The organism is Haladaptatus sp. CMAA 1909 (genome assembly GCF_043952005.1).
Classification (GTDB): Archaea; Halobacteriota; Halobacteria; order Halobacteriales; family Haladaptataceae; genus Haladaptatus.
In genome coordinates this window covers 677,165-702,562 of the sequence record NZ_JBIOAV010000002.1, presented here as the reverse complement: position 1 = coordinate 702,562, position 25,398 = coordinate 677,165, and the positions used below count along the sequence as shown (strand labels likewise).

Here is a 25,398-nt window from a genome sequence, read left to right as displayed (position 1 = left end):
GAACACATAAATATATTTGATATCTTAAAAACAAGTTCGGTGGATGAAAAACCGTTTCCGCCCCCTACGATGTGATTCACCCGATCTCGTTCCCGTGTCGGAGTGAAAAAGGACAACTATCTTTTTCGTGTGTTTTGATGGTAACCGTATCGAGTATGCGGTCAATACTGTGGATTTTTTATCGTAGAGGACAGTGGGTACCGTATGACTCCACGCACAAAGAAAGCGGCAAACAAAATAAAATCCATCGACACGTCATTCGAGATCATTGAATATCTCATGGAAAAGGATGGTGCTGGAGTGACTGAACTTGCGAACAACTTAGGACGGTCTAAGAGTACGATCCACGCTCATTTAAACACCCTTGAGCAACGAAGGTACGTGGTACAAACCGGCGACACGTACCGCGTTGGGCTACGGTTTTTGAATATCGGCGGGTACGCCGCCCACTCCAACTCGGTGTATCGGCTCACGAAAGACGAGGTAGACGAACTTGCGGCCGAAACCGGTCTCGCCGCTCAACTCGTCGTCGAAGAACACGGCAAAGGGATCATCGTTCATCAGTCGAGAGGAAACAAAGCGGTTCAAACGGATTCCCACATCGGTACCGAACGGCATCTTCATTGCACGGCATTCGGAAAGGCCATGCTCGCATACTTCCCCCGCGAGCGAGTTCGAGAGATCCTCGACAGACACGGGATGGTCGAACGAACTTCGAGGACCATCACATCGATGGACGAACTCACCAAGGAATGTGAGGAAATACGTTCACGAAACGTGGCGTTCGACGATAACGAACAAATCGAAGGCATTCGATGCGTAGGGGTGCCAATACTCACAAACACCGAGGAGGTCCTCGGAGCTATCAGCGTTTCCGGGTCGACTCGTCATATGGACGATGAAACGTTCCGCAAGAGAATGCCCGAGCTAATTCAACATACGGTGCGTGTTATCGAGATAAACTATTCGAACGTGTGAAGAATGGATGGGATAGCTACTATCGAATCGGAGTTCATACCCTCTTCCTGTTACGGTGTCGGATTCGCAACGTGGGAACGAGCGTGAATGGTTTTTACGAGCGGGTCTGCTTTACAGACATAGTGCTGTAATCCGCCTCTCCGTTCGATAATATAGAACAACATCCGTGTACGGTGCATCCCATCGTGACAACTAGCTGAATGATATGTCGTATTCGACGTTCGAACGCTCCGAAACGGCCGACTCCAGCCGTAACCGAACGGTGAGTAGCGTTGTGTTCGATAATTCGGAACGGAATCTGGGGTCCCCCGGAACCTCGATTACGGACTCGGAACTTCGACTCGCTCGTTCGTCGCCGCGGACTCGTACGCCGCTTCCTTTACTATCGTCGCACGCAGGGCGTCCCGTGCCGTAGCCGGGGGTGTTTCGTTTTCTCGGATCGACTCGATGAACGCTTCCGGTTTCGTCTTTCGCTCACCGCTGTCCGCATATGGTGACACTTCCGAACCATCGCCAGTAATCTTCTTCATCGTTCTGTCTTCCCATTCTCGACCATCGAAGTACATCGCTCCCTGGTCATCCCAGATGTGGATATGTTCTCGCGTTCGGGGGACGATACCCGAATCGAAGACGTTTGCGATCGTACCGTTTTCGAACTCGATAACGATCGAGGACTGTGTATCGAGTCGTTCGTCGTCGCCGTGATAGTCCATTCGAGCAGTAACGTATTTCGGAGTCAGTCCTGTCACCCAGAGTATCGCATCGATGATGTGCGTACCTGTCGTATAGAGGTGGCCACCGCCACTCAAGGAGGTGTTCATACGCCAATTGGTTCCCTTTTCGAAGTGGTGACGCCAGTCTTGGGTAATCTCGGCGGTGACGAATGTCGGCGTCGAATCCCCGAGCGCCCAGCGTTCGCGCGCCTCGATGAACCCGGGGTTCAGGTGACGCTGGTACCCGACCATCAACACGGAATCGCTCGCCTCGTCCCGTTCGACCAGCGCTTTCGCATCGGCGAGATCGATGGTCAACGGTTTCTCACAGAGGACGTGAAGTCCCCGGTCGAGAGCGGCCACGGTTTGCTCGTAGTGGAGTCCATTCGGGGTGACGATGAGTACGGCGTCTAGCGACTCGTCGTCCAGCATCCGCTCGTAATCCTCGTAGAGCGACGTCTCGGGAACGGCAAGTCGCGTCGCCGTTTTGGATAACGCGGCCGGATCGATGTCTGCTATCGCCGAAACCTCTGCCGATGGGAGTCGGTTGAATTGCTCCCCCAGTATGCCTCCCAAGCCTCCTGTGCCCACTATTCCTATTTGACTTACGGCATCGCCGTTCGTATGATCGGTCATTGCGGTGTGTTCATGGGAATCAATCACGAGGATATAAACTTATGGAAAGATCATAGTTTGAATATATATCGGAACATCTACGAACAACTACTTCGCACGGCGTCAATTCTCCAATCATCGAGCCACGAAAAATCTCACACCGTGAGGATAGCGTCAGTGCGCTGGATGTCTCCCTTACCGATGACGAAATAGAAACGCTCGAGGCACCGATCGACCCCACGTGGTGTTCGAAGAACCTCTGATAACCGGTAGTGCGACTGTGCGCTCTAAAACGACCGATAACTGGTTATACCGACCGTTTCGGTGTCGTCTCCCGCTTTACCTAGGTGGTAACTTCCGTTCGCTTAACCCGTGGAGCGACCATTTATATGGCTCCTCTTTGGATACTACCGTATGAAACAAACACCGAATCCGAGCGTCACGTCTCGTGCTCGAACCGACGATACGCATTGGATGACGGTAGCGGCCTACGCCGTCCTCGGTATCGCCGTGACTATCTACACGGCTTACACGCTTCTGCCGGTCAGTACAAGTCCGTATAGCTTTCTCACGGGTCTCGTACTGACCGGTGCTGCCCTGTTGAGCTTGTTCGCATACTTCGCTCTATTCAAGGATACGATCCATCTCTCACACACCGAGTCCCAGTGGAAGCCGAGTTGGGTCCGATACTTCATCTCGGGGTTCGCCATTCCATTCTTCTGTTACCTACTCCTTGTAGAGGGTATCTCACTCGGAAAACCGACGCCGTTGATCATCGTCTACTCGTTGATTTTCTCCACGACCGTCACGTGTCTCGTCTACCTTTCCTTCCGTCGGCGCTACGTGGGACTGCCATAACTGGCGGGGTGTCGTCCCTCTCGTCCACTCGCACTTGTTCTCCACGGAACAGGTTTATTCCTCAGATATTGTGTATAATACTAATAGCAACTCATATATAGGGTGAAATCATCAACTCATGATAGACCATGGCAAACACAGGTTGTAGTAGACGCAAGTATATGAGCCTCGCCGCCGCGATGGGCGCGGGTAGTATCGCTGGCTGTTCCGGTGGCGGCGGTGGCGGCAGCGGTTCGGACACGATAACCGTCTGGTCTGACGCGTTCGATTCCCAGACACCGAAGCTCAAGAAACTGATGCGCGATTCGGTGGACGGGAAGGTCGAATTTTCGGATATGCGCTACGACAGTATCAAGAAGAAGTATCTCACCGGCGCAAAAACGGGGACGCCGGATGTCGTCGAAGCGACGCCGAACCACCGAGGCGATTACGTCTCGGCGGATCTGATCGAGCCGTTGACCGACCGGGTGGACAAGCTCGACTACAAGGACGGATACACCGGTCTGGATACGATGAAGTACAAAGACGATATCTGGGCGTTACCCTATATCGGAAACGGTCGTGGGTTCGTCTACCGACAGGATATACTCGAGAAGTACGGCTTCGAGGTCCCCGAAAAATGGTCGGACTTCGTCGAAATGGGCGCTGAAATCACGAAAAAAGAGGACGGGATGCACGGCTTCACGCTCACCAGCCAGAAAGGAAACACTCGCGGACTTCAGGAGTTCCTGTCGTTCCTCTTCCAACGTGTCGATACGATATTCGAACCGGACGGGGACGGATGGAAACTGGTGCCGACGGCGGAGGACTTCGGCATCGTCTTCAAGGAGTACTTCTGGGATCCCTTCTACAAGACGGACAAACCCGCGACGGACCCGAACGCGAGGGGAATCGATTCCCTCGCTCACGATATCGCGTACGTGAACGGGAACTATGCCGCTATCTCCACCGGCCCGTGGATTCCGGGATTGGCCAGCGGGTCGGACGACACCAACGAACAGGCGATGAAGAACTATCGGAACAGCGTCGCAACGCATAACCCCCGAGTCGAAGGTGGTGAGAAAGGCACGTACATGGAAGTCAAGCCCGTTTTCCTGAACAACAACTCGAAAAACAAGGACGACGCGTGGAACGTGGTCAAAGCGGCCACGAGTCCGGAGGGAATCAAAACGTTCCTCGAAGAGGACCCTGGTAACCTCCCAGCACACGAGGACGTCGAATGGAACGTCCCCGAGCAGACCAACAATCCCGATTGGAAAGGGTTCAAAGAGGTCTTCAAAACCGGGAAATCCTACGGATTTTGGAGCGTCAGTAAGGTTTCGACGACGTGGTTCGACCTGTCGCAGAAGGTGATGTACGACGAGATAGACCCGATGAAGGCGGGCAAACAACTCCACCAGGAGTGGTCCAGCAAGGCAGGGGAAATCTAAACGCGTCCTCTTTTCGAGAACTTCGGCGCAAACTCGGTAGTACCGCACTGATATCTGTCGTCCTTCCGTATCACTTCCAGCGACGATACGTTCGGCATTCTTCTCACCGACGCTACTCGTTCCGGGGTGAGAGAAAATACGTACACCAACTCGACGGGTGTTTCGTCGTCGGTGTTCGAATCGAAGTGAGGAGAAGACGGCCTTCTATACCATCTCGTTTCTCTACCGAATCCCATTACTCCTCTCGATTCGGTCGTGCTGAAACGAGTGTGTGGTTCGGTTCGCAGCGAGGTGAGAAATCGTCGCTGCCGAGAAATCGGCGGTTACGTACCGTGCATTCCGCCGCTTGCGAGCCCCTCGACGATATAATTCTGGACGAGGGCGAAGAACACGATCGACGGAATCGCGGTGACGGTTGCTGCTGTGACCGTCGCTCCCCAGTTGATGGTGTTCGCGCTCTGGAAAAGGAAGAGGCCGAAGGGGAGCGTTCGCGTTCCGCCACTCTGTGAGAGGACCGACACGAAGAGGAAATCGTTCCACGACGTGACGAAGGTGTAAAACGATGCGACGGCGATGCCGGGCAGCGCCAGCGGAATGATCACGTGGTAGAGGGCGGTTAAGTGAGAGCAACCGTCTATCCGTGCTGCTTCGTCGAGCGCTTTCGGTATTTCGTCGAAGAACCCTTTCAGGAGCCACATGGCCAACGGGAGCGCCCGCACGCAGTGTGCGAGGATGATCCCGAGATAGGAGTCGACGAGGCTCAACGAGTACATCATCAGGAAGAACGGGATGATGATCAGCGCGGGGGGCAACATCTTCGTCGACATGAAAGCGACGAGCAGTACCTTCCGCCCCGGGTAGGTGAATCGGCTCAGCGAGTACGCCCCGAGGATTCCCAACACGAGCGTTATCGCGGTCGTACTGAACGCGATGATTATCGAATTGACTAACAGCGATTGGAACTGCGGATCGGACAGTACCAACTCGTAATTGCCGAGCGTGAAGTTCTCCGCCGAGGGAATGATGATGAGATGGTCCGCCTGAATGATGGAACCCGATTTGATAGTCGAGAGCGCGAGCCACACGACCGGGAGGAGAAACCAGATGAAATACAGTGCCAACGCCGCGTACACACCGAGCGCGTATTTGAGACTGTGCTCTTCGCCGACCCATGCGTCTAAGCGGTCGATGACGCCTTCGTTTCCGTCCGTCGTATGTCGATTAGTTGTTGCCATTGTCGTTCTGTTTTCCGTTGGTCGTGGTTCGGGAGCTGTCGTCGTTCGAAGCCATCATTCCGTGTCCTCCAGTACGATGTAGACGGTCGTGAACATCGCCAATAAGACGAGCATCACGGCGCCGACGGCCGACGCGTACCCCAGCGCGTACTCGCGGAACGCCTGTTGATACACGTACGTGCCGAGTACTTCCGTCGCGTTCACGGGACCGCCGCCGGTCGCGATATAAATCATCTGGAACGAATTAAACGCGGCGATGGTCTCGATGACGATCATGATCATCGAAATGTACGAGATGTTCGGTAAGGTGATGTATCGAAACATCTGTAGCCGACCGGCACCGTCTATTTCCGCCGCCTCGTAGTACTCCTCGGGAATCGACTGCATGCTGGCCATAAGCGCGATGGCGACGAACGGGGTGTCTTTCCAGACCCGTAACATCGTTACCAGCGGCAGCGCGAGCGACTTGTCGCCGAACCACGATTTGTTCGGCCCACCGACCATCTTCATCAGTAGATTGGCCAAGCCGTAGTCGACCTGAAACGTCCACGTCCAGATGATGACGATGACCACGGGGGGAATTACCCACGGGACCATGGATAAACTCCGTAGCTTTCCGATTCCGGGCAGATTCTCCTTGAGTAAGAGCGCGAGGCCTAGTCCGAGGAGATACATCGACACCACGGCTCCGACCGTCAGCAGGACCGTCTGTTTCAGTGCGAGCGCGAACACCGGGTCCGCGAACAATTCGTGATAGTTCACCAATCCGATCCACTCGACGTTGTCGGGATTCAGGAACGAACGAGAATGAAAGCTAATCCAGAGGGCTTGTATCGTCGGATACACGATGATCACGAGCATCATCACCGTCGCGGGTAGTACGAGCCCGTATCCGACCCACGTTTCACGTGCGAACCACTCGGCCTCGCCGAAGAATCGGCGTACGCGATGAAATCTATACTCTTCTCCCGTAGGTGTCGACATCGATTGTGACAATTATCGACGGCCATATAAAAATTTATGCCAAAAACCGACACGAATGTGTGTACAATAAGATAGTACTCCCCGATTCGACTCTCAATCGCTGCCGCTGCCACGCGGAGAACGCCGTATATTGTTCGAGACCACATTTATCAATATACTTCAAAAAGACATATAGTAACAATTCGCAAATACTCCGTTCAGCAATGGCGGATCTAGAGCTACGAAACTTCACGAAGGTTTATCAATCGGGGTCCGCGGATCCGATCATCGGCGTCGATGACCTCAGTATCACGCTGGAGGAAGGCAACTTCCTCGTCCTGGTCGGCCCGTCCGGATGCGGAAAGTCCACGACGCTTCGGAGCATCGCCGGTCTCGAATCGGTGTCGGAGGGTGAGATTCGGATCGACGGAACGGTCGTCAACGACGAGAAGCCGAAAAACCGGGACATCGCGATGGTGTTTCAGAACTACGCGCTCTATCCGCACATGTCCGCGCGTGAAAACATGAGTTTCGGGCTCAAAATGACCACGGACCTGTCGGATGAGGAAGTCTCGGACCGCGTCGAGCGCGTCTCGGAGATGATGGGTATCGACCACCTGCTGGGGGATAAACCGAAGGAACTCTCCGGAGGACAGCAACAACGGGTGGCCCTCGGTCGTGCTATCGTTCGTGAACCCCACGTGTTCCTGCTGGACGAACCGCTCTCGAACCTCGACGCCAAACTTCGAGCACACATGCGTACCGAGATTCAGGAACTGCAGGAGAACCTGAACATCACCACCGTCTACGTTACCCACGACCAGACGGAGGCGATGACGATGGGGGACAAAATCGCAATCCTCGATGGTGGGACGCTTCAACAAGTCGGAACCCCGCTGGAATGTTATTACACGCCACAGAACCAGTTCGTCGCGGGGTTCATCGGCGAACCGGCGATGAACTTCTTCGAGATGGAGGTCGACGACGGGGATCTCGTGAGTGATCGGGTCAGATATCCCCTTTCCGGCACTCGTCTCGACGCGGTACGTGGAGAGGGCCACGTCACGCTCGGCATTCGTCCGGAGGATATCGAACTCGCCGATAGTCCGGGCGATCATACGATCCGTGCGAACGTCAACGTCGTCGAACCGCTCGGAGACATCAACTACATGCACGCCGATGTCGAGGGTATCGAGTTGACGGTGAAGATACCCGGCGAACGATACGTAGAACAGGACACCGATGTCACGCTGGTGCTTCCCGAAGAGAAGATCCATCTCTTTAGCGGCGAAACGGGCGACACGCTTTGTAACCGAAGTTTGCCGACGGACGAATCGTTCCCGAAACAACTGTCCTCCCACGGGGATTGAGACCCCTCCGACGAATGGTCCTTCCGTGACCGAAAACGAACGGCCTCGTGTGCGTTAGTCCTTCGACAGTTCCGTTGCCGGCAGTACACCGTCCACCTTCAGAACGAGATTCGCGGCTTCCGTGGCGCTGATGATCGCGTTCCGTTTTACCGCCGCAACATCGACGATTTCGGACGCGTATGCGTCGGTCGACTCCCCGGAACGGACGTCTATCCCAGCATCCCTCTCGCCGCCGTCGTGGGCGGCACGTAGCTCGGTCAGGGCCCGTAACGAGTCGTATCCCGCATTTTTCGCGAGGACGTACGGGATCTTTTCCAACGCGTCCGCGAAAGCCTCCATCGCCAGTTGCTCGCGGCCGCTCCGTTGTACCGCACTGTTCCGAACGTTTTTCGCGAGTTCCATCTCTATCGCACCGGCACCCGGAACGACTTGCCCATCGGAGAGCAATCGGACACCGAGGTCGATCGCATCGGTGACGGCACGTTCGAGTTCGTCCGAGACGGTCTTCGTCGTCCCACGGAGAACCAGCGTCACGGCGGCCGCATCCGTTCGATCGATGTAGAAGGTGTTTTCGTCCCCGGTATAGAGAACGTCCGCTCGCCCGACCTCGTTTCGTATCTCCACACTCGGGTCGGAAACGATCGGTACGTCGAGCAACCGTGCCAAAAACTCCATGTCCGGTTTGGGAGTGAACCTCGTTATCGGAACGCCCTCCTCGGCCAGACGCCCCGCTATTTCGTCGTCGACGCGTTTTTGACAAAACACGACGTCGACTCCGGCCTCGACGATACCGTCTACTATCCGACGGCGGACGCGCGAATCCCGCTGGACGAACCGTCGATACCGATTCGGGTCGCTCACGTCGGCGATGAAGTCGCTTTCCGAGTCGCCAACTTCGAGCGGTGCGTTTACGAGAAGTACGGAGGCATCGTCGAGTTCGAGGGGTACGTCCTCGACGATCGGTGACTTCTCTATAACCGCGCCGGAACGTAGCTCGGATTCCCCGACCCGTCGGCCGGGGCGACGAACGACGGCGATTCGCTCGGTGTAGTCCCCGCCTTTTCGGTCGCCGACCTGTCGAAAGGCATCGACGAGCAGTTCCGCTATCGCTCTCCCCTCCGCATGGGAGACGGTTCCGGCGAGGGTACTCGCTATCGCCTGCTCGAACAGGGGGTCGTCCTCGTTCGCTACGCCCCTCGCCATGGTCTCCAACTGGTCGCACGCGAGGGAACTCGCGGCGCGAAATCCGGAGACTATCGATGTCGGATGGACTCCCTCGGAGAGGAGCGTCCGTATTTCCCGTATCAGTTCTCCCGCGATGATTATCGCGGTCGTCGTTCCGTCCCCTACCTCCGACTTCTGTGCAAACCCTACGTGTGCAACCATCGTTCCGAATGGATCGTCGAACGACATCCTCTCTAGGACGGTCGCACCGTCGTTGGTAATCGTCACGTCGCCGTTCTCGTCGATGACCATCTTGTCCATCCCGTTCGGCCCGAGCGTCGACCTGACCGCCCCTGCGACCGCTCGGGCCGCTCTAGCGTTGTGGAACTGTACCGTTCGTTCTTCTTCGCCGTTGGAGTCCCACCATCTCCTCCCGTCCGTGGTGGCTTGAGCCATGTGATACCTATTTGCGTGGACATCCTTAAATACGTTCTGTGACCCCGAAATACCAGAACGAACCGATTCCGATATCGTCCTTCTTCCTAAAATTCCGTATCCATAAAATATATCCTTCTTCGAGAGATTGGGTGACGTAGTCATGGAGAGCGAGATAGGTTCGAAGACTGATGGTAGTGCAACTGCTTCCAAACGGAGCGACCAGGTCGAGAACATAAAAATCGGCTACGTCGGTGGGGGAAGTCGGGGATGGGCGTACACGCTGATCAACGACCTCGCACAGTGTCCGACGATATCCGGGAAAGTGGTGTTGTACGACCGCGTTTTCGACAGTGCCAAACGAAACGAGCGGTTCGGAAACTGGGTGCAGGAGCGCGAGGGGGCGGTGGGTGACTGGGAGTACGAGGCGGTCGAGGAGCGGGACCGGGCGCTCGACGGTGCCGATTTCGTCGTTCTCTCCACGCAAGACCCTCCTCCGGAAACGATGGCCCACGAAATCGATATCCCCGCCGAATACGGCATCCATCAGTCCGTCGGCGACACGGTCGGACCCGGCGGAACCGTGCGGGCGATGCGAACTATCCCGGTATATCGTGACATCGCCGCGGCCGTTCGGGAGCACTGCCCGGACGCGTGGGTGGTAAACTACACGAACCCGATGACCGTCTGTGTACGGACGCTGTACGAGGAATTCCCTGATATCAACGCTATCGGCTGTTGTCACGAGGTGTTTCATACCCAGGAACATCTGGCGGAACTCGTCGGGAAGTACCGTGATACCGACCAACCGTCGAGAAGGGATATCGACGTGAACGTCAAAGGAATCAACCATTTCACGTGGATCGACGAAGCGAGTTGGCGCGGAGAGGACCTCCATCCCCTCATCGAACGGCACCTCGAAGAGGAGATTCGTGACCGCTCGTTCGAACCGGGTAGTTTGAACGGCGATTCCTATTTCGTGGATAACGAACTCGTCACCTACGAACTCTACGAACGGTTCGGAACGTTCCCGGCCGCAGGGGACCGACATTTGGCGGAATTCGTCCCCTGGTTTCTCACCCTCGACGACGAAACGGAGATCCAACGGTGGGGGATCCGTCTCACACCCAGCGAGTATCGGATCGACCGCCAGGAGGACGCACTTTCGAAGTTCCACGACCCGATGAACGGCGAGGAGGAGTTCGAGTTCTTCGACTCCGGCGAGGAACTGGTCGAAATCATGCACGCACTGTTGGGGTTCGAGGCGCTGAAGACGAACCTCAACCTGCCGAACCGCGGTCAAGTATCGAACCTCCCGTCGAACGCCGTCGTCGAGACGAACGCGCTCTTCACCGACGACAGCGTGACGCCGCTGGCTTCGGGTGAACTCCCCGCACAGGTACACAACCTCGTCAGTACACACGTCGAAAACCAGGAGACGCTCATCGAAGCGGGTTTTTCGGGCGATATCGACCTCGCGTTCCGAGCGTTCCTCAACGACCCGCTCGTCTCCATCCCCATGGCGGAGGCGCGGGCGATGTTCGACGACTTGGTCAACGCAGTTCGACCCTATCTGGAAGACCACTGGGACTTCGAGAACGCATCGGCGGTTCGTTGATACCGATGTTGACGATCGTCGAACCGACCACTGTTTATTCACAACCCCTCGTTTCGAGGGTGTACTCCAGTGATATCGTTCGGGAACGACCCGTTCGAACGTCGGTTTCCCACTCCTCTCCGATTCGAGGCTCACTTCGCAAAAACCTTTCACTGATGCCGCTCGAACGAAATTTTAAATATACCGTCAACGAACCTACCACGAGAACAGCCAATGAATACAGTAGTAGTAACCGGTAGTTTCGGTCGGTTGGGCCGTTGGACCGTCGATATGCTGGCAGAAGAGGGATATTCGGTCGTCGGCATCGATACGACCCATCCGGGGTCGGGAGCGCGGGCACGGGACCGTGTGGAGCTCAAATCCTGCGATTTGACCACGCAGGGTGCGTTCGAGGAGTTGGTCCGGGAAGCCGATCCGGACGCCGTCGTACACCTCGCCGCGATTCCGAACCCGGAAGTTCACCCCGGAACGCAGGTATTCGAGAACAACGTAATGAGTACCTACAACGTTCTCACCGCAGCGGGGAGGGAGGGTCTTCCCGTGACATGGGCGTCGAGCGAGAGTGCGTACGGATTTCCGTTCGCGGAAAACCCGGCACTCCCCGAGTACCTTCCCATCGACGAAGGTCATCCTCTACGACCGGAAGACCCCTACGGTTCGTCGAAACTCGTCGGCGAGGACGTCGCGGACGTCGTCACACGACGATACGGTATTCCGATCGCCAGTCTTCGGATTTCGAACGTCCAATATCCGGGCAGGTATTCGGTACTCGACGGTCGAGACTCGCTGGAAAACGGCGTCGGTAACTTTTGGTCGTACGTGGACGGACGCGACGTCGCAACCGCGGTTTCCCAGTCGTTGGACGCGGACCTGTCGGGCCACGAGCCGTTCGTTATCGCGGCCGACGACAACTATCTGGGCAGACCGACGACGGAAGCGTTCGAGGAATACTTCGGCGACCTCCCGGACGACGTTTCGATATGTGGCGAGGAGTCGGCCTTGTGTTCGGAAAAAGCGAAAGCGGCTCTCGGATGGCAGCCGAAGCACACCTGGCGAACGGCGGCAGACGAGAATCGGCCCGTGCCGACCCTCACAACGTAAGCCGGAGACGACCAGAAGTATGAGAGAAACCACTATCAAATCGGTATCCGACGGCGTTCGACTCGATGGTGACGTCGAGGGAACACCGTGGTCCGAAGCTAACCGAATCGACGTCGATCAGTTCAATTGGCACCGGGACGGCCCGAAGCCGTCGCTGACAGCACGGATACTGTACGACGACGATGCGCTGTATCTACAGTTTCACGTCGAGGACCACAACATCTCTTCGCTCGTAACGGACCTGAACGGACCGACGTATCGGGACAGTTCGGTCGAACTGTTCGCCGACCCAAATCCGAACGAGGATTCACGGTACTTCAACTTCGAAGCAAACTGTTGTGGCTACTTCAAACTGGCGTGGCAGGAAACGGGCTGGCAGGAACGCGATATCGGACGCGATCTCGTCCCGGCGAGTGTGGCCGAACGAGTCCGTGTCGAAACGTCCATCGAAGGACCGACGCGCGAACCACGTGACGACGACGAAGGGTGGTGGTTGGCTGCCGCACTTCCCTTTTCGGTACTTCGGTCGCTGACGGGTATCGACATCGACCCGAATTCGGATTCCGTTTGGAGGGCGAACGTGTACCGAAGCGGTGTTCCCTCCGACGAACAGAAGGCGACGTGGAATCCCATGCCGACGGAGGTGCCTGCGTATCACTCCCCCACGTATTTCGGTCGGTTCACATTCGACTGACGGGGTTGGAGGCATCTCACCACCGAAACGGGAAAGCGCGGGTACGTTCAACGGACGAACTCTGTCCACGGGCCGTCGACGTACGGATATTCATCGATAACGTCGCGGTTCACCTCGATACCGAGTCCGGGGTCGTCGGAAAGTTCGAGCGTTCCGTCTTTTATTTCGAGCGGAGTCGATAGGATGTCGGTCGCGAGCGGATTCGGGTACATCCCCGGCATACCTCCGTCCTCGTAGATCGGATATTCGAGGAACGGCGTCTCGGGCGCGGACGCCGCCAAATGGGCGTTTGCGACCAGTCCGAGTTCCGTTCCGAAGTGGTGTGGCACGAACGTAACCGGCGACTCGCGGCAGTATTCGACGACTTTTCGGCAGCCGGAGAAGCCACAGTGTTGTCGAACGTCGCCCTGTATATAGTCGACACCGCCGGTCTTCGCCAATTCGATCAGGTCCTCCGGCATCGCTTTGCTTTCCCCGCCCGCTAACGGTACACCGGTCCGTTTCGAAATGTGGCGGTACCGTTCGTGGTCGCTCGGCTCGATCGGTTCTTCCACCCATCGAACACCGTACGTTCCGTGGTCCGATACGAGGTCGACGATGGTGTTTAGGTCGTATGATCGCTGCCCGAAACCCCACCACGTGTGTCCATCGACCATGACATCGATTCGTTCACCGACGGCGTCGTGAACGCGGCGTATCATTTCCCTGTCCTCGTCCGGTCCCCGTCCGACGTGATATTTGTATCCCTCGAAACCGTCCTCAGCGACTCGTTTCGCCTCGGCGGCCACGTCGTCCGGTGAGGGATACATCCCTCCCGACGCGTAGAGTGGGATTTCGGGGGTACCGTCGCCTTCCTCGGCGAGCAGTTCGTACACCGGTACCCCGTGTTGTTTGCCCGCTATATCGTAGAGCGCGATGTCGAGAGCCGCTGTGGACCGGGATTTGAACTCCTGGGACAGTGTCGTCTGTCTGATTATCTTCCCGACAGTCTCTATTGACGTGATCTTCTCCCGTTTCAAACTGGGGGCGATCGCCCGTTCGATCACCGTCACGAAGTCATCGAGGCTTCCATCGGTGGAAAACTCCCTCATTACTGAACTACTGGCGTCGACCGGTGCGTACCCCATTTCACCGCTGACTGTTTCCACGGTTACGAGGACCAAATCACGCTTGAGTATCCGCCGCCGCCCGCTGTAGAGTTGGTATTCCCGAGGAGGATCGAGCGTGGACGACAGGTTATACGCCTGTATATCGGCAATTTGCATCTCTCTGGACTACCGTACACGTAGATGGTTTATATAATTATTCGCCTGCGATAATCGTCGCTGGCGTGGAACCACTCGCCTGGTGGGGTCACAACGACACCGATTGACGCTGATTCGTACGCCGTTCGGGTTACGGCGGCCCTCGCACCGGACCCGTTCGGTATGACCGAACAGACCGTCGTAAACCCCCCGGTTTCCGGCGTCCCGTTACAGGACTACTACTGTAATAATGCCGTGCAGGAGGGCCCGAAAGGAACGCGCACACCTTGATTCGGTATTATCGAACGATACTGTCCGATACGGAAAACGGTGTCCCGCTTCGAAAACTCGACTCTTCTAACAGTTGGTCAAAAACACATCGCGGGTGGTCGCAAGCCGTAGACCAAAACGGGTCGAAAGTTACTGCTGGTAGGCGTCCGATTCCGAGAGGACAGCGGAACCTCCGAGGTCCCACTCGTCGAGATAGTCCGCTTCCGCATCGACGAGTTCGGCGAACAGTTCCCGTGCGGTCTCCGTCTGGAGCGACCTGACCTGTGGGTCGTTGAGGAACGCCTGAAACGCGAGGTCCACGTTCCCTCCATCGACGGCCGCCTCGATGAGCGTTTCGTGGGTGTCCACGTGGGTTCGAAGTTGCGTGCGTACCGGTCGCGGAAGCGGACCGGCGGTGATCGGTTTGGCGTTGTTCGGCGTTATCAGCGCGTTCGTTTCGACTACCGCTCCGTCGGGGAGGTCCGATATCTGTCCACGGTTGGGGAGATTTACGTGCGTCTTCATCATGTCCCCGGAGGTGAGCGTTCGGATGAGGTCGACGGCGATTTCGCCGGATTCGGCGAGCGAAAACTCCTCCCGTCCGTCCATCCACGACTTGACGTCGTACGTCTGATGGTCCGTCGCGTCGTCCTCCCAGTGTTGACTGCGGTATTCGCTCGTCGTCCGCTTGACTCCCCACCGGTTGAGGTCGTCGGGCATCGTCCCTTGGATGAACCACGGGGCGTACTCGACCAGGTGCCGATCACCCGCTGCGGGAAGAACCCCGAACCGCCGATACAACTCGAACGTCACCTGATTGTTGTCGACGAACGGGTCCTCGTCCGCCATTTCCGCCACGCTGAACTCCCGCGTCGCGCCGTCCTGTTGCAAGTGATAATCGATCACGTCGAAGAGATCGATTCCACGCCAGTACGCCTCGTCGACCCACGTGAAATGGTTGATTCCCTTGACGTTCATGTCGATCTCGTCGCGGTCCGGTCGTTCCACGTCGAAATACTCACCGACCAAATCGGCCAGCATGTCCTGTGCGTGGAACACCTCGTGGCATAACCCGAGCGCGTTGATATCGGGGAACGCCTCGTACAGTGCGCGGGTCGCCCACGTCATCGGGTTGGTGTAGTTCAGTACCCATGCGTCGGGACAGTGTTCTCCGATAGCGGCACCCAATTCACGATACACTGGAATCGTCCGCATCGCACGCAGTATCCCGCCGGGACCGATGGTCGCCGCGACGGCCCCGTATATCCCGTACTCCTCCGGAATGTCGAGGTCGTGAACGAACGTCTCGGCGGGGTTGAACTGCGTGGAGAGAATGACGAAATCGGCACCGTCGAGCGCCCGGTCCCGCTCCTCGACCGCCTCGTACTCCCAGTCACCCACCGCCCCCTCGCGCTCCTGCACCCAGTTTCCGAATTCCGCGTTGAGTTCGGCGCTCTCGTAGTTGATGTCGTACAAGGCTACCTCGCCTTCGACCTCGGTGCAGAGGGCGAGGTCGCGGAACAGATTTGGCGCCCACTGCCGACTCCCACCGCCGATATAGGTGATTTTGACGCGGTCGTCCGGGAGTTTCGGAAGCGATTGCTGGTGGCTACTCTGGCCGATCAGCTGCTGATCATTCACCATGGACTGTAGTATCTTTCACATGGGTCTTAGGTGTTATGCTCGCCCTTTAACTCGACGCCTCGTCGTACTGAAATTCGGTCCACGCACCCTCGACGAACGGGTAGTCCTCGACGACGTCCATGTTCACTTCGATACCCAATCCCGGTCCGTCCGGGACCGCCAAAACGCCGGTGTCGATGTCCGGCGTTCCATCGACGATATCGAACGCCAGTTCGAAGGGATACATCCCCGGTTCACCGGACGAATCGAGCGCGGGGTCGTTCTCGAAGACGGGATATTCCAGCAACTCCGCTTGCGGTGCGGCCGCGGTGAGGTGTGCGTTCGCGATCAAACCGAGCCACGTCCCGAAGTTGTGGGGGACGAACGTGACGGGTCGGTCAATACAGAACTCCACGGCGTTCCAACATCCCGAAAATCCCCCGTGATGACGTACGTCACCTTGCAGGAAGTCGACTGCGCCGGTGCGTCCGAGTTCGACCAATCCCGCCGCGGACTCCTCGCTCTCGCCTCCAGCGAGCGGGACGTCTCCGCTTAGAGCGCGATATCCGTCGTAGTCATCCGGTTCCACCGGTTCCTCGACCCAGTACACATCGTGCTCCGCGGCGTGCTCGACGAGGGACCGGACGGTTTCCCGTCCGTACGACCGGTCGTCCATCTTCCACCACGTGTGTGCATCGACCATGATCTCCAAGTCCACGGTTTCGTCGAGGCGTTCGACGATCCGGCGGTCGCCTTCAGGTCCGATGCCCGGACGATACTTGTATCCGAAGAACCCTTCGTCATCGAGGAGTTTTGCCTGTCGAACGTAGCCCTCCGGTTCCATGTACATTCCCGCGCTCGCATACAACGGAAGTTCCGGGGTCGGTGTCGTCCCGTGACGTTCGCAAAGCAGTTCGTAAATCGGTGCTCCGACTTCCTTCCCGAGCAGGTCGTACAGCGACACGTCGACTACGGATTTGACTTGACTACGGAGACGCTCGGGGAGGTCCATCGCGGCGACGACGGCGTGAGCCTGTTTGATTTCGTCGATCGTTTCGCCTTCGAACTCGTCAGCGACGGGTCCGTTGATCACGTCGGCGAAGGTGGCCTGTGACGCGCCGTCGAAATATTCCCGCATCGCGGAACTGCTCGCGCCCGCGGGTGCGAACCCACGGGTTCCGTCCGCCGTCTCGACGACGACGAGGACGACGTCCCGTTTCAGAAGTCGACGTCTCCCTGCGTGAAAACGGCGCGTTTGAGGTGGATCGATCGGTGACGACAGTGCGTACCCGCGAACATCGATGATGTTCATATTCCTACCATCGGTGACGAGAACTTAAACTACTAGCTCGATACCGAAACCGTGTCACATCGTTCTGTCATCAATTGTGAAATCAAAATGATAGCAGGACTTATATCCTACGGGATGAATTCTCAACTATGTCTTTGTCAGACGATACGGTGAGGGAGCGCCTTCGAGGCGTCGCAGTTGGTTTATTGACGCCGTTTGACGACGAACTGGAGGTCGACCACGCGAAGATGGAAGAAAACGCTCGAACGATATACGAGGCCGGTATTCGAACGTTTCTCTCGACGGCAAATATAAGCGAATATCACTCACTGACACACGAAGAGCGGGTGGACATAGCCGAAACGAACACCGACGCGCTCCCTTCTGACGCCTGCATTCTCGCCGGAGTCGGGGGAAACACGAAGGACGCAAGACGACTCATCAAGGATTACGACGACGTCGGCGTCGACGCCATGATGATAATGCCACCCGACCATACGTACGTTCACGAACAGGGACTACTCCGGTATTATCGAAAACTCACGTCCGTCACCGAGACGCCGTTCGTACCGTACGTTCGCGGGTTCGATCCATCGGTCGCATTTCTCCGTGATATGAGCGGGATCGACGGCATCGTCGGTATAAAATACGCACTGGAAGACCCGGTAAAACTCGGGGCGAGCATCGCCGCTGGGGACGACGAGACGGTCTGGATCGACGGACTCGCGGAGCCGTATTCGATTTCGTACTGGAACGAGGGTATCGAAGGCTTTTCCGCCGGCGTCAGTAACTTCCGCCCGGAAGTAGGCATCGAACTCTTCGACGCGCTTTCGGCCGGGGAGTGGGAGTATGCCCGACAGCTCCGGAACATCTGTTTACCGTATCAGAACTTCCGCGGGGAAACCGGCCAGCACAACTCCCTTCCCGGAGCGATCAGCGTCCCGGCGGTGAAGAAGGGACTCGACCTCGCCGGTCTCAACGGTGGGCAAGTTCGTGAGCCGATCGTCCCGCTTTCGGAGGAGGAGGAACATCGGGCCGAGGACCTGTACCGACAACTGGACGACGACATCGAGCGATTGATAGGATGATCTCGTCCGAATCACGTACGGTTCATTCCGGCGGCTCGTTCCACTCCTCACCGTCGTCCTGCGGCCGATAGCCGATTTTCGACCGCGCGTGTTCCAAGTCGAACCACCGTCTGTCGTTGTCGCTGACGCCGTAGAACACGTCGAACTCGACATTCTCGTCCTCGAGACAGCAGTCGACTTGGTGGGCGAAGTCGCGTCGGGACTGCCACATCGCCTTCATCCGTGCGACTTGCTCCTCGTACTCCGGGCTGCCCCGTTCGTACTCACCGTCTTCGACTCCGCTTTCGGCGTCGCCGTACGGATGGTCGTACGCGTTACTTCGGACGCTACAGATTCGCAGCGCGTAGAACCGTTTCGGGTAGTCGTAGTTCTCGACGTAGTATCGACCGAGATTTTCGCCGAAGCTCTTGGTGGTGCCGTAAAACGAATCCGGACGCACGGGAACGGTGTGGTCCAGTACGATGTCGGTATCGCGATGATAAATCTCGGGCGAATTCTCCCGCTCGTACATCCCGACCACGTGATTCGTCGAACCGAAAACGAACGTCTCGACTTCCGCCTCGCGGGCGGCCTCCAGCGCGTTGAGCATCCCGAGGACGTTCGGTTCGAAAACGTCCTCCCACGTCCCATCCACGTACGGATAGGCCGCGAGATGGACGACAGCCTCCTGTCCCTCGAAGGCGGGTCGAATCGCTTCGTAATTCGACACGTCAGCGACCACGGTGTCGAAGTCTCCGTACGGATGGTCGTCGGGACGGTCCGAACGATTCAGATACGTGAACTCGTACTCGTGACGGTCGTGGAGATGGTCGATAATGGCGGTCCCACACCGGCCGTAGGTACCCGTTAAAAGAACGTTCATCGGTCGAAAGAACAAGGGGACAGACCATAAACCTGTGCCTCCGAACGAAACCTGTGAACGGATCGCTTCAGTTCGCGTGGTCCTCGTCGCCGAAGGGAGTCACTGTTCCCGAAACACATATGTGGTACCGAAGGGAATTCCGACCGTAGGTCGAAAAGAGACATAAATTATGGGTGGTGACCCCGACGAAATTCGGGACGAATGCGTTCTACGGGGCTGTTCCGTAACGGGATTTCGTCGCAACTACCACCGTCACAACTAGCGACGTCAATTACACCGGACACTGGTCCGGACAACAAGGAAAAACCAATATGGAAATCACCGACATAGAAGCGATTCCACTCTCACACTCGCTCGACAAAGGCCGCGGCGTCGGGAGTGCACGTGGGATTCATACCACTCGATCGACGACGCTCGTCAAACTGACGACCGACGATGGAGCCGTCGGCTGGGGTGAAGCGTTCGCCCCGGCACGGACGACGGCGACCTTGATAGACGAACTGTTCGCGGACAAAATCGTCGGAATGGACCCTTTCGAAGTCGAATCACTCGCGGAACGGTCGTACGTGGACGGGTATCACTTCGGCGGGAGTGCCATCGTCCAATGTGCGCTCAGCGGTATCGACGTTGCGATGTGGGATCTCATCGGAAAGAGCGTAAACCGCCCCGTGCATCGACTGTTGGGCGGGACGAAGACGACTTCGATCACCCCGTACGCGTCGACGATGTACGTCACCGAATGGGGCCAGGACCCCGCCGAACCGATAGAGCGAGCGGTCGAGGAGGGATTCACCGCGGCGAAGATCAAGATCGGTCGCGGGTTCGAAGACGACGTCGAACGCGTCCGAACGGCCCGAGAGATACTCGGCGACGACGCGTCCTTGATGGTCGATTTCAACGGGAACTATCGACCGAAGCAGGTCGCTCGGTCCATGGAGAACCTCTCGGAGTTCGACATCGCGTGGGTCGAAGAACCGGTTCCCCCGGAGAACCATTCGGGATATCGGCAGGTACGAGACCTCGTCGACGTTCCGATAGCGGCGGGCGAGGCCCATTTCAACCGATTCGAGTTCAAACGACTCATCGACGACCGAACCGTCGACATCGTCCAACCGAATCTGGGTCGGTGCGGTGGTCTTTCCGAAGCGCGCCGTATCGCCGATATGGCGACGACGGAAAACGTGGCGGTTCGTCCCCACATGTGGAACAGCAGCGTCGGGTTGGCGGCGGCGATCCAGTTCGCCGCGAGCGTTCCGGCGTATCCACACCTCGACCACGTCCCGGAACCGCTCCTCTTCGAGTTCGACCGAAGCGAGAACCCCCTTCGAGACGACCTGCTGGTCGACCGAATCGACCCCACGGGAGGCATGTTGGAGGTGCCACAGGAACCCGGACTCGGAATCACGGTGGACGAGGACGCCGTCGAACGGTACCGACTGGACTGAACCGGTACTCACACGTGCTTTGAATCCCATCACCGACCATGGATGCAGTCCTCGACAGCGGAATGGTGTACGCGGTCATCGGGGCCGTCGTCTGGGGATACTTCCTCTTTCTCAACAAATATCAGTTCGGTCGGGTACCGTCTACCGTTTTCATGACGATCACCTTCGCCTCTGCGGCGGGCTGGTACGCGCTCGTCGCGGTAGTGACCGGGACGCCGATGACACTCCCCGCACGATATTCCGGGACCGATTGGGCGGTCGTATTCGGCGCCATCGTGTTCTTGGCTGCCGGTCTGTTCCTCCTGTTTCACTCGATTCAAATCGGGCAAGTGTCGTACGTCGCGCCGATCAGCAAAATCACGCCCGTGTTCGTGCTTCCGTTCGAAATCGTCCTCCTCGACGAGCGGCTGACGGCCGTTCAGTTCCTCGGTGTGGGGCTGGCCACGCTGGCGGTGTACGTTGCGAACTATCAGGGTGGCAACTTGGCGACACCGGTGTTGAAAGCGACGACGTACCGGCCCGCACAGTTGGCACTCCTGAGTGCGTTCGTCTTGGCAATTTTGAACGTCGCACAGCGGGTCGTCCTTCAGGAGTTGGCGTTTCCGAGGACGACGTGGGTCATCCTCAAACTCGGCGGCACGGCAGCCCTCCTGTCACCGCTAGCGGCCCGTGATTGGCATTCCGAGTTCACCGGGTCGCTTCCGAAACTCGTCTTCTCGGGGGCGATTCTGATCGTCGGGGAACACTTCATCGCGCTCGCCTTCACACGGATCCCGGCGAGCATCGCGTCACCGATCCTCAGTATGCAGGCGGTCGTCGCCGTATTGTTAGGCGGAGTCGTCTTGAACGAAGAGGATCTCCGAATCCGTCTCGTCGCGGCAGTTATCGCCGTGTTCGGGGTCGGGTTTATCGCGATTTGACCCTCCGTCACCGTTTCGCTCGAAAGTGACCGGTGGAACTCGAACGATCGTCTCCTATTCGTAGTTCGCACCCCCCTCGGCGAGGACCGATCGAAACGCATCGGCCGCGGTCCGAAACCCGTCGGGACCGCTCAGTCCCGTACTCGCTCCCGCGTACTGGAGGTGGGGTTCGAGCGAGGCGAAACCGTCGAATCCCCGCGCGTCGAGGACACGAATCAAGTCGTCGAATCGCCCGTCGCCTTCTCCGGCGGGTCGTATCTCTCCCCGTTCGCCCATCTCGGCGTCCTTGACGTGGAGATACTCCACGTACTCGGCCAGCAGTGCGAACGCGTACGGATAGGCCTCGACCCCTATCTCGACGAAGTTCGCCGGGTCGAACGCGGCGCGGAGATTCGGGGAGTCCACGGTCGTGAGGACGTCACGGCATCGTTCGGCGGTATCGCCGTAGATGTCCTTCTCGTTCTCGTGGACGAGCGTCACACCTGCTTCCTCCGCGCGCTCGGCTTTCCAGCGCATCCGTCGCATGACTTCGTCTCGGTGGTCCGCCGGGTCGTCACCCTCCGGGATGTAGTAAGAGAAGATGCGAACGTACTCCACGTCGAAGAAGTCCGCACTCTCGATGGCGCGTTCGAAGCGCTCCTTGTGAGGTTCGAAATCCTCCGTGATGTCGATTTTCCCGATGGGTGAGCCGATGGAGGAGATGGCGATGCCGCGCTCGTTTATGGCGTCCCGAATGCGTTCGAGTGCAGTGTCGTCCAAGTCGAGGACGTTGGTATCGTCGACCCCTCGGAGGTCGAAGTAGTCGATATCGAGCGTTTCGAGGACGTCGAGTTGTGTTTTCAGGTCGGGATCGATTTCGTCCGCGAATCCGGAGAGAACGAAGCTACTGCCGTCGCTGGTCGTTGGTTTTTGTGCGGTGTCTGATGCCATTATGTCGGTTTTCAGGACGGCCGTGACGGTGTTAACAGTTTCGACGCCGGTGAAATGACCGGTATCCTTTTGCGGTGGCCGTGAGACGTCTCGAATCGAATGACGGAGAACTTCCGTATCGCCATCGCCGGTATCGGTGCGGTGGCGGAGATGCACGCGGAATCGATAGATGACCTGCCGAACGCCGAACTCGTCGCCGGATCCTGCCGGACGGCCGAGAAGGGTGACGAGTTTGCGGACGAGTACGGCTGTAACCATTATGCGGACACGGAGACGATGTTGGACGAGATGATCCCCGACGTCCTCGTGGTCTGCACGCCGAGCGGTGCCCACCTCGAACCCACGCTCGCCGCGGCGAACCGCGGCGTTCACGTCCTCTGTGAGAAACCGCTCGAAATAACGACCGAGCGCATCGACGAGATGATCGAGGCGTGCGAGACGGCGGGCGTTCGACTCGGTGGCGTCTTCCCACAGCGGTACAATCCCGTGGTCGAAACGATGTACGACGCGGCAGCGTCGGGCCGATTCGGTCGGCTCGCGGTCGCGAACGCGTACGTGCCGTGGTGGCGTCCGGACGACTATTACGAGGGGGCGTGGCAGGGAACCGAGGAACTCGACGGTGGCGGCGCGGTAATGAACCAGTCGATTCATAGCGTGGATGCCGTTCAGTGGCTCGCCGGTGCGACCATGAACCTCCACGGGGACGAAAACCCGGTCGAGGAGGTGTTTGCGTACACGGGGAGGCTCGCACACGACGACGAACGGATGGAGGTCGAAGATACCGCCGTCACCGTCCTTCGGTTTCGGAACGGGACGCTCGGCCAACTCCTCGGTACGACTTCGATGTATCCTGGGTCACTCAAGCGCGTCCAACTCGGGGGACGTGAGGGCACCGCGGAGCTCCTCGAAGACGAACTCGTGACGTGGGAATTCCGCGAGGAACAGCCGAACGACTCGGAGGTTCGTACGAAATTCACCGAGACGACTAACGGTGGCGGTGCTGCTGACCCGATGTCCATCGATTACGAGTACCACCGCCGGAACATCGCGGCCTATCTCGACGCGCTGACGAACGACGCGCCCTTCATGCTCGACGGACGGGAGGCACGCAAAGCCGTCGAGATTATCGAGGCCATCTACGCCTCGGCCGACCAGGGAACGCCCGTCCGTCTCGCATAAACCCCGATTCCGAGCGACGCTCGTGCCGGCAACCGCACGATACAACCCTCCCTTCGATCGTTTCTCTACGTACACTGTTCTGCGGAGCGGCGTCACGACAGTTCTCACGTTGCACCTCCGACATCTCGCCGCCAAATTCCAATCACTACTAAAAATAAAATATTTAAATCTCTTATATAGTAATAAAATAATTGCAATAAGGATATAAATTTCTATAGTCCCCCTTATGGCTTACCAGGGGTGTTTGTGTGGTGTTTGCAATTATATGTATTTTTAATCATTGTTGGAAATTAGTGGTCGTATGTCCATTTCCCCTGCCGGGCTCGCACGTGAATCTCGAAGCTCACTCCGCGTCCAATCCGAGGAGCCGTTCGGCGTTACGGTGGGCGAGCTTTTCCACGTCCGCGGGGACGAGTTCCGCGTTTTCGAGCAATCGGCGGCCGTCGTCGATGGAACTGTACGGGTAGTCCACGGCGAACATGACGTGGTCGATGCCGACGGCCCGAATCGCCATCGTGAGCGGCGGTCGGCCGAACATCCCGCTCGTAGTGAGCCAGAAATGTTCGCGGAAGTAGTGGGGAACGTCGTGTTCCACGTCCGCCACCGGTGTGAGCCAGTCGTCGATTCGGTCGAGCATGAACGGAATCATCTCGCCCATGTGCCCGAGGACGACGTTCAATTCCGGGTGGCGGTCGAACGCCCCCGAAGCGATCAGCCGCAACGCGTGGAGTCCCGTTTCGGCGTGCCATCCCCAACTCGTCGTGGCGAGCGAAAAGTCGACGTCCGGGTCGAACCCCTCGTAGTACGCAGCGTCGACGTTCTGTGGGGGATAGCCGGGATGGATGTAGAGGGGAACGTCGAGTCGCGCAGCCCGTTCGAGCAGCGGGTCGTAGCTGGGATGGTCGAGAAACCGCCCGTCGGTCGTTCCGTTGACGACCGCCCCGACGAACCCGTGTTCCGTGACGGCCCGTTCGAGTTCGGAGACCGCCGCGTCGGGGTCGGCCATCGGCAGCGTGGCGAACCCGACGAAGCGGTCCGGGTGGGCGGCGACGGCGTCGGCGAGTTCGTCGTTGGCGTCCTTCGCGAGTTCGACCCATTCCTCCGCCGTCATCTCCGCGGACCCCAACTGCGTGTGCGAGACGACCTGTACGTCCATCCCTCCCTCGTCCATCGCCGCCAGTCGACCTTCACCGAGGTCGCGGAGTCGGTCGGTCGGCGACGAATCTCCCTCTCCGCCTTCGCCGGGGTCGCTCCCCGCACCCTTCTCGACGAAGCCGTCCGAGACGAAGTGTTCCTCCACGCCGATGATTTTCATCTCCCTCATACGCCCCCGACGTACGTCCTCCAACGTGTTAAACGCGGACCGTTGGCG

The 25,398-nt window shown here is 57.9% G+C and carries 21 protein-coding genes; 11 read left to right on the top strand and 10 right to left on the bottom strand.

All coding sequences use genetic code 11. The features are described from left to right. The first annotated feature begins 204 nt into the window (after positions 1-204). Positions 205-978, top strand: coding sequence for an IclR family transcriptional regulator (locus ACGYLY_RS21345; protein ID WP_395284534.1), 774 nt, complete (start codon positions 205-207; stop codon positions 976-978). A gap of 320 nt (positions 979-1,298) precedes the next feature. On the opposite strand, the gene ACGYLY_RS21340 is transcribed toward ACGYLY_RS21345, so the two are convergent. Further along, positions 1,299-2,327 carry a Gfo/Idh/MocA family protein gene (locus ACGYLY_RS21340; protein WP_395284535.1) on the bottom strand — a complete coding sequence of 343 codons (1,029 nt, stop codon included), beginning with the start codon at positions 2,325-2,327 and terminating at the stop codon, positions 1,299-1,301. A 393-nt stretch (positions 2,328-2,720) separates the two neighbouring features. Between ACGYLY_RS21340 and ACGYLY_RS21335 the strand changes: the two genes are divergently transcribed. Both ACGYLY_RS21335 and ACGYLY_RS21330 read left to right on the top strand, forming a co-directional pair. Next, positions 2,721-3,164, top strand: a complete 444-nt coding sequence (locus ACGYLY_RS21335; RefSeq protein ID WP_395284536.1) for a hypothetical protein — start codon at positions 2,721-2,723, stop codon at positions 3,162-3,164. Positions 3,165-3,325: 161 nt separating this feature from the next. Beyond that, a complete protein-coding gene (locus ACGYLY_RS21330; RefSeq protein ID WP_395284537.1) occupies positions 3,326-4,594 on the top strand; it encodes an extracellular solute-binding protein in 1,269 nt (422 codons plus the stop codon). A gap of 323 nt (positions 4,595-4,917) precedes the next feature. Here the strand turns inward: ACGYLY_RS21330 and ACGYLY_RS21325 are convergent, their stop codons facing one another. Next, the gene (locus ACGYLY_RS21325) at positions 4,918-5,829 is read right to left on the bottom strand and encodes a carbohydrate ABC transporter permease (RefSeq protein ID WP_231187888.1); all 912 of its coding nucleotides are present in this window, start codon (positions 5,827-5,829) and stop codon (positions 4,918-4,920) included. Positions 5,830-5,883: 54 nt separating this feature from the next. After that, the gene (locus ACGYLY_RS21320) at positions 5,884-6,813 is read right to left on the bottom strand and encodes a carbohydrate ABC transporter permease (RefSeq protein ID WP_231187887.1); all 930 of its coding nucleotides are present in this window, start codon (positions 6,811-6,813) and stop codon (positions 5,884-5,886) included. A gap of 203 nt (positions 6,814-7,016) precedes the next feature. Here ACGYLY_RS21320 and ACGYLY_RS21315 point away from each other — a divergent pair, with 203 nt between their 5' ends. Next, a complete protein-coding gene (locus ACGYLY_RS21315; RefSeq protein WP_395284538.1) occupies positions 7,017-8,162 on the top strand; it encodes an ABC transporter ATP-binding protein in 1,146 nt (381 codons plus the stop codon). A gap of 54 nt (positions 8,163-8,216) precedes the next feature. On the opposite strand, the gene thsB is transcribed toward ACGYLY_RS21315, so the two are convergent. Then, positions 8,217-9,782 carry a thermosome subunit beta gene (gene thsB / locus ACGYLY_RS21310; protein ID WP_395284539.1) on the bottom strand — a complete coding sequence of 522 codons (1,566 nt, stop codon included), beginning with the start codon at positions 9,780-9,782 and terminating at the stop codon, positions 8,217-8,219. 142 nt (positions 9,783-9,924) lie between these two features. Between thsB and ACGYLY_RS21305 the strand changes: the two genes are divergently transcribed. The 3 genes from ACGYLY_RS21305 (at position 9,925) to ACGYLY_RS21295 (ending at position 13,174) form a co-directional block, all read left to right on the top strand. Continuing rightward, entirely contained in the window at positions 9,925-11,379 is a 1,455-nt protein-coding gene (locus ACGYLY_RS21305; protein WP_395284540.1) for a glycoside hydrolase family 4, read from the top strand. A 213-nt stretch (positions 11,380-11,592) separates the two neighbouring features. Beyond that, positions 11,593-12,480, top strand: a complete 888-nt coding sequence (locus tag ACGYLY_RS21300) for an NAD-dependent epimerase/dehydratase family protein (RefSeq protein ID WP_395284541.1) — start codon at positions 11,593-11,595, stop codon at positions 12,478-12,480. 19 nt (positions 12,481-12,499) lie between these two features. After that, the gene (locus ACGYLY_RS21295) at positions 12,500-13,174 is read left to right on the top strand and encodes a carbohydrate-binding family 9-like protein (protein ID WP_395284542.1); all 675 of its coding nucleotides are present in this window, start codon (positions 12,500-12,502) and stop codon (positions 13,172-13,174) included. 47 nt (positions 13,175-13,221) lie between these two features. Here ACGYLY_RS21295 and ACGYLY_RS21290 read toward each other — a convergent pair whose 3' ends face one another. The 3 genes from ACGYLY_RS21290 to ACGYLY_RS21280 all read right to left on the bottom strand — a co-directional run bounded on the left by ACGYLY_RS21290 (position 13,222) and on the right by ACGYLY_RS21280 (position 17,623). After that, on the bottom strand, positions 13,222-14,439 hold the full coding sequence (locus tag ACGYLY_RS21290; RefSeq protein WP_395284543.1) for a mandelate racemase/muconate lactonizing enzyme family protein: 1,218 nt from the start codon (positions 14,437-14,439) through the stop codon (positions 13,222-13,224). Between the two features lie 399 nt (positions 14,440-14,838). Then, positions 14,839-16,332 carry a glycoside hydrolase family 4 gene (locus ACGYLY_RS21285; RefSeq protein ID WP_395284544.1) on the bottom strand — a complete coding sequence of 498 codons (1,494 nt, stop codon included), beginning with the start codon at positions 16,330-16,332 and terminating at the stop codon, positions 14,839-14,841. A 46-nt stretch (positions 16,333-16,378) separates the two neighbouring features. Further along, positions 16,379-17,623, bottom strand: coding sequence for a mandelate racemase/muconate lactonizing enzyme family protein (locus ACGYLY_RS21280; RefSeq protein WP_395284545.1), 1,245 nt, complete (start codon positions 17,621-17,623; stop codon positions 16,379-16,381). Positions 17,624-17,751: 128 nt separating this feature from the next. Here ACGYLY_RS21280 and ACGYLY_RS21275 point away from each other — a divergent pair, with 128 nt between their 5' ends. Further along, positions 17,752-18,690 carry a dihydrodipicolinate synthase family protein gene (locus ACGYLY_RS21275; RefSeq protein ID WP_395284546.1) on the top strand — a complete coding sequence of 313 codons (939 nt, stop codon included), beginning with the start codon at positions 17,752-17,754 and terminating at the stop codon, positions 18,688-18,690. A gap of 22 nt (positions 18,691-18,712) precedes the next feature. Here ACGYLY_RS21275 and ACGYLY_RS21270 read toward each other — a convergent pair whose 3' ends face one another. Beyond that, positions 18,713-19,552: an NAD-dependent epimerase/dehydratase family protein gene (locus ACGYLY_RS21270; RefSeq protein WP_395284547.1), complete on the bottom strand. Its 840-nt coding sequence runs from the start codon at positions 19,550-19,552 to the stop codon at positions 18,713-18,715. A 311-nt stretch (positions 19,553-19,863) separates the two neighbouring features. On the opposite strand from ACGYLY_RS21270, the gene ACGYLY_RS21265 reads away from it, so the two are divergent. Both ACGYLY_RS21265 and ACGYLY_RS21260 read left to right on the top strand, forming a co-directional pair. Beyond that, positions 19,864-20,997: a mandelate racemase/muconate lactonizing enzyme family protein gene (locus ACGYLY_RS21265; protein WP_395284548.1), complete on the top strand. Its 1,134-nt coding sequence runs from the start codon at positions 19,864-19,866 to the stop codon at positions 20,995-20,997. 38 nt (positions 20,998-21,035) lie between these two features. Continuing rightward, positions 21,036-21,917: an EamA family transporter gene (locus ACGYLY_RS21260; RefSeq protein WP_395284549.1), complete on the top strand. Its 882-nt coding sequence runs from the start codon at positions 21,036-21,038 to the stop codon at positions 21,915-21,917. 54 nt (positions 21,918-21,971) lie between these two features. Here ACGYLY_RS21260 and ACGYLY_RS21255 read toward each other — a convergent pair whose 3' ends face one another. Continuing rightward, the gene (locus ACGYLY_RS21255; RefSeq protein ID WP_395284550.1) at positions 21,972-22,847 is read right to left on the bottom strand and encodes a sugar phosphate isomerase/epimerase family protein; all 876 of its coding nucleotides are present in this window, start codon (positions 22,845-22,847) and stop codon (positions 21,972-21,974) included. A 99-nt stretch (positions 22,848-22,946) separates the two neighbouring features. On the opposite strand from ACGYLY_RS21255, the gene ACGYLY_RS21250 reads away from it, so the two are divergent. Further along, complete coding sequence (locus ACGYLY_RS21250; protein WP_395284551.1) at positions 22,947-24,026, top strand: Gfo/Idh/MocA family protein; 1,080 nt, start codon at positions 22,947-22,949, stop codon at positions 24,024-24,026. A gap of 343 nt (positions 24,027-24,369) precedes the next feature. On the opposite strand, the gene ACGYLY_RS21245 is transcribed toward ACGYLY_RS21250, so the two are convergent. Further along, a complete protein-coding gene (locus tag ACGYLY_RS21245; RefSeq protein ID WP_395284552.1) occupies positions 24,370-25,350 on the bottom strand; it encodes an amidohydrolase family protein in 981 nt (326 codons plus the stop codon). Positions 25,351-25,398: the final 48 nt, after the last annotated feature.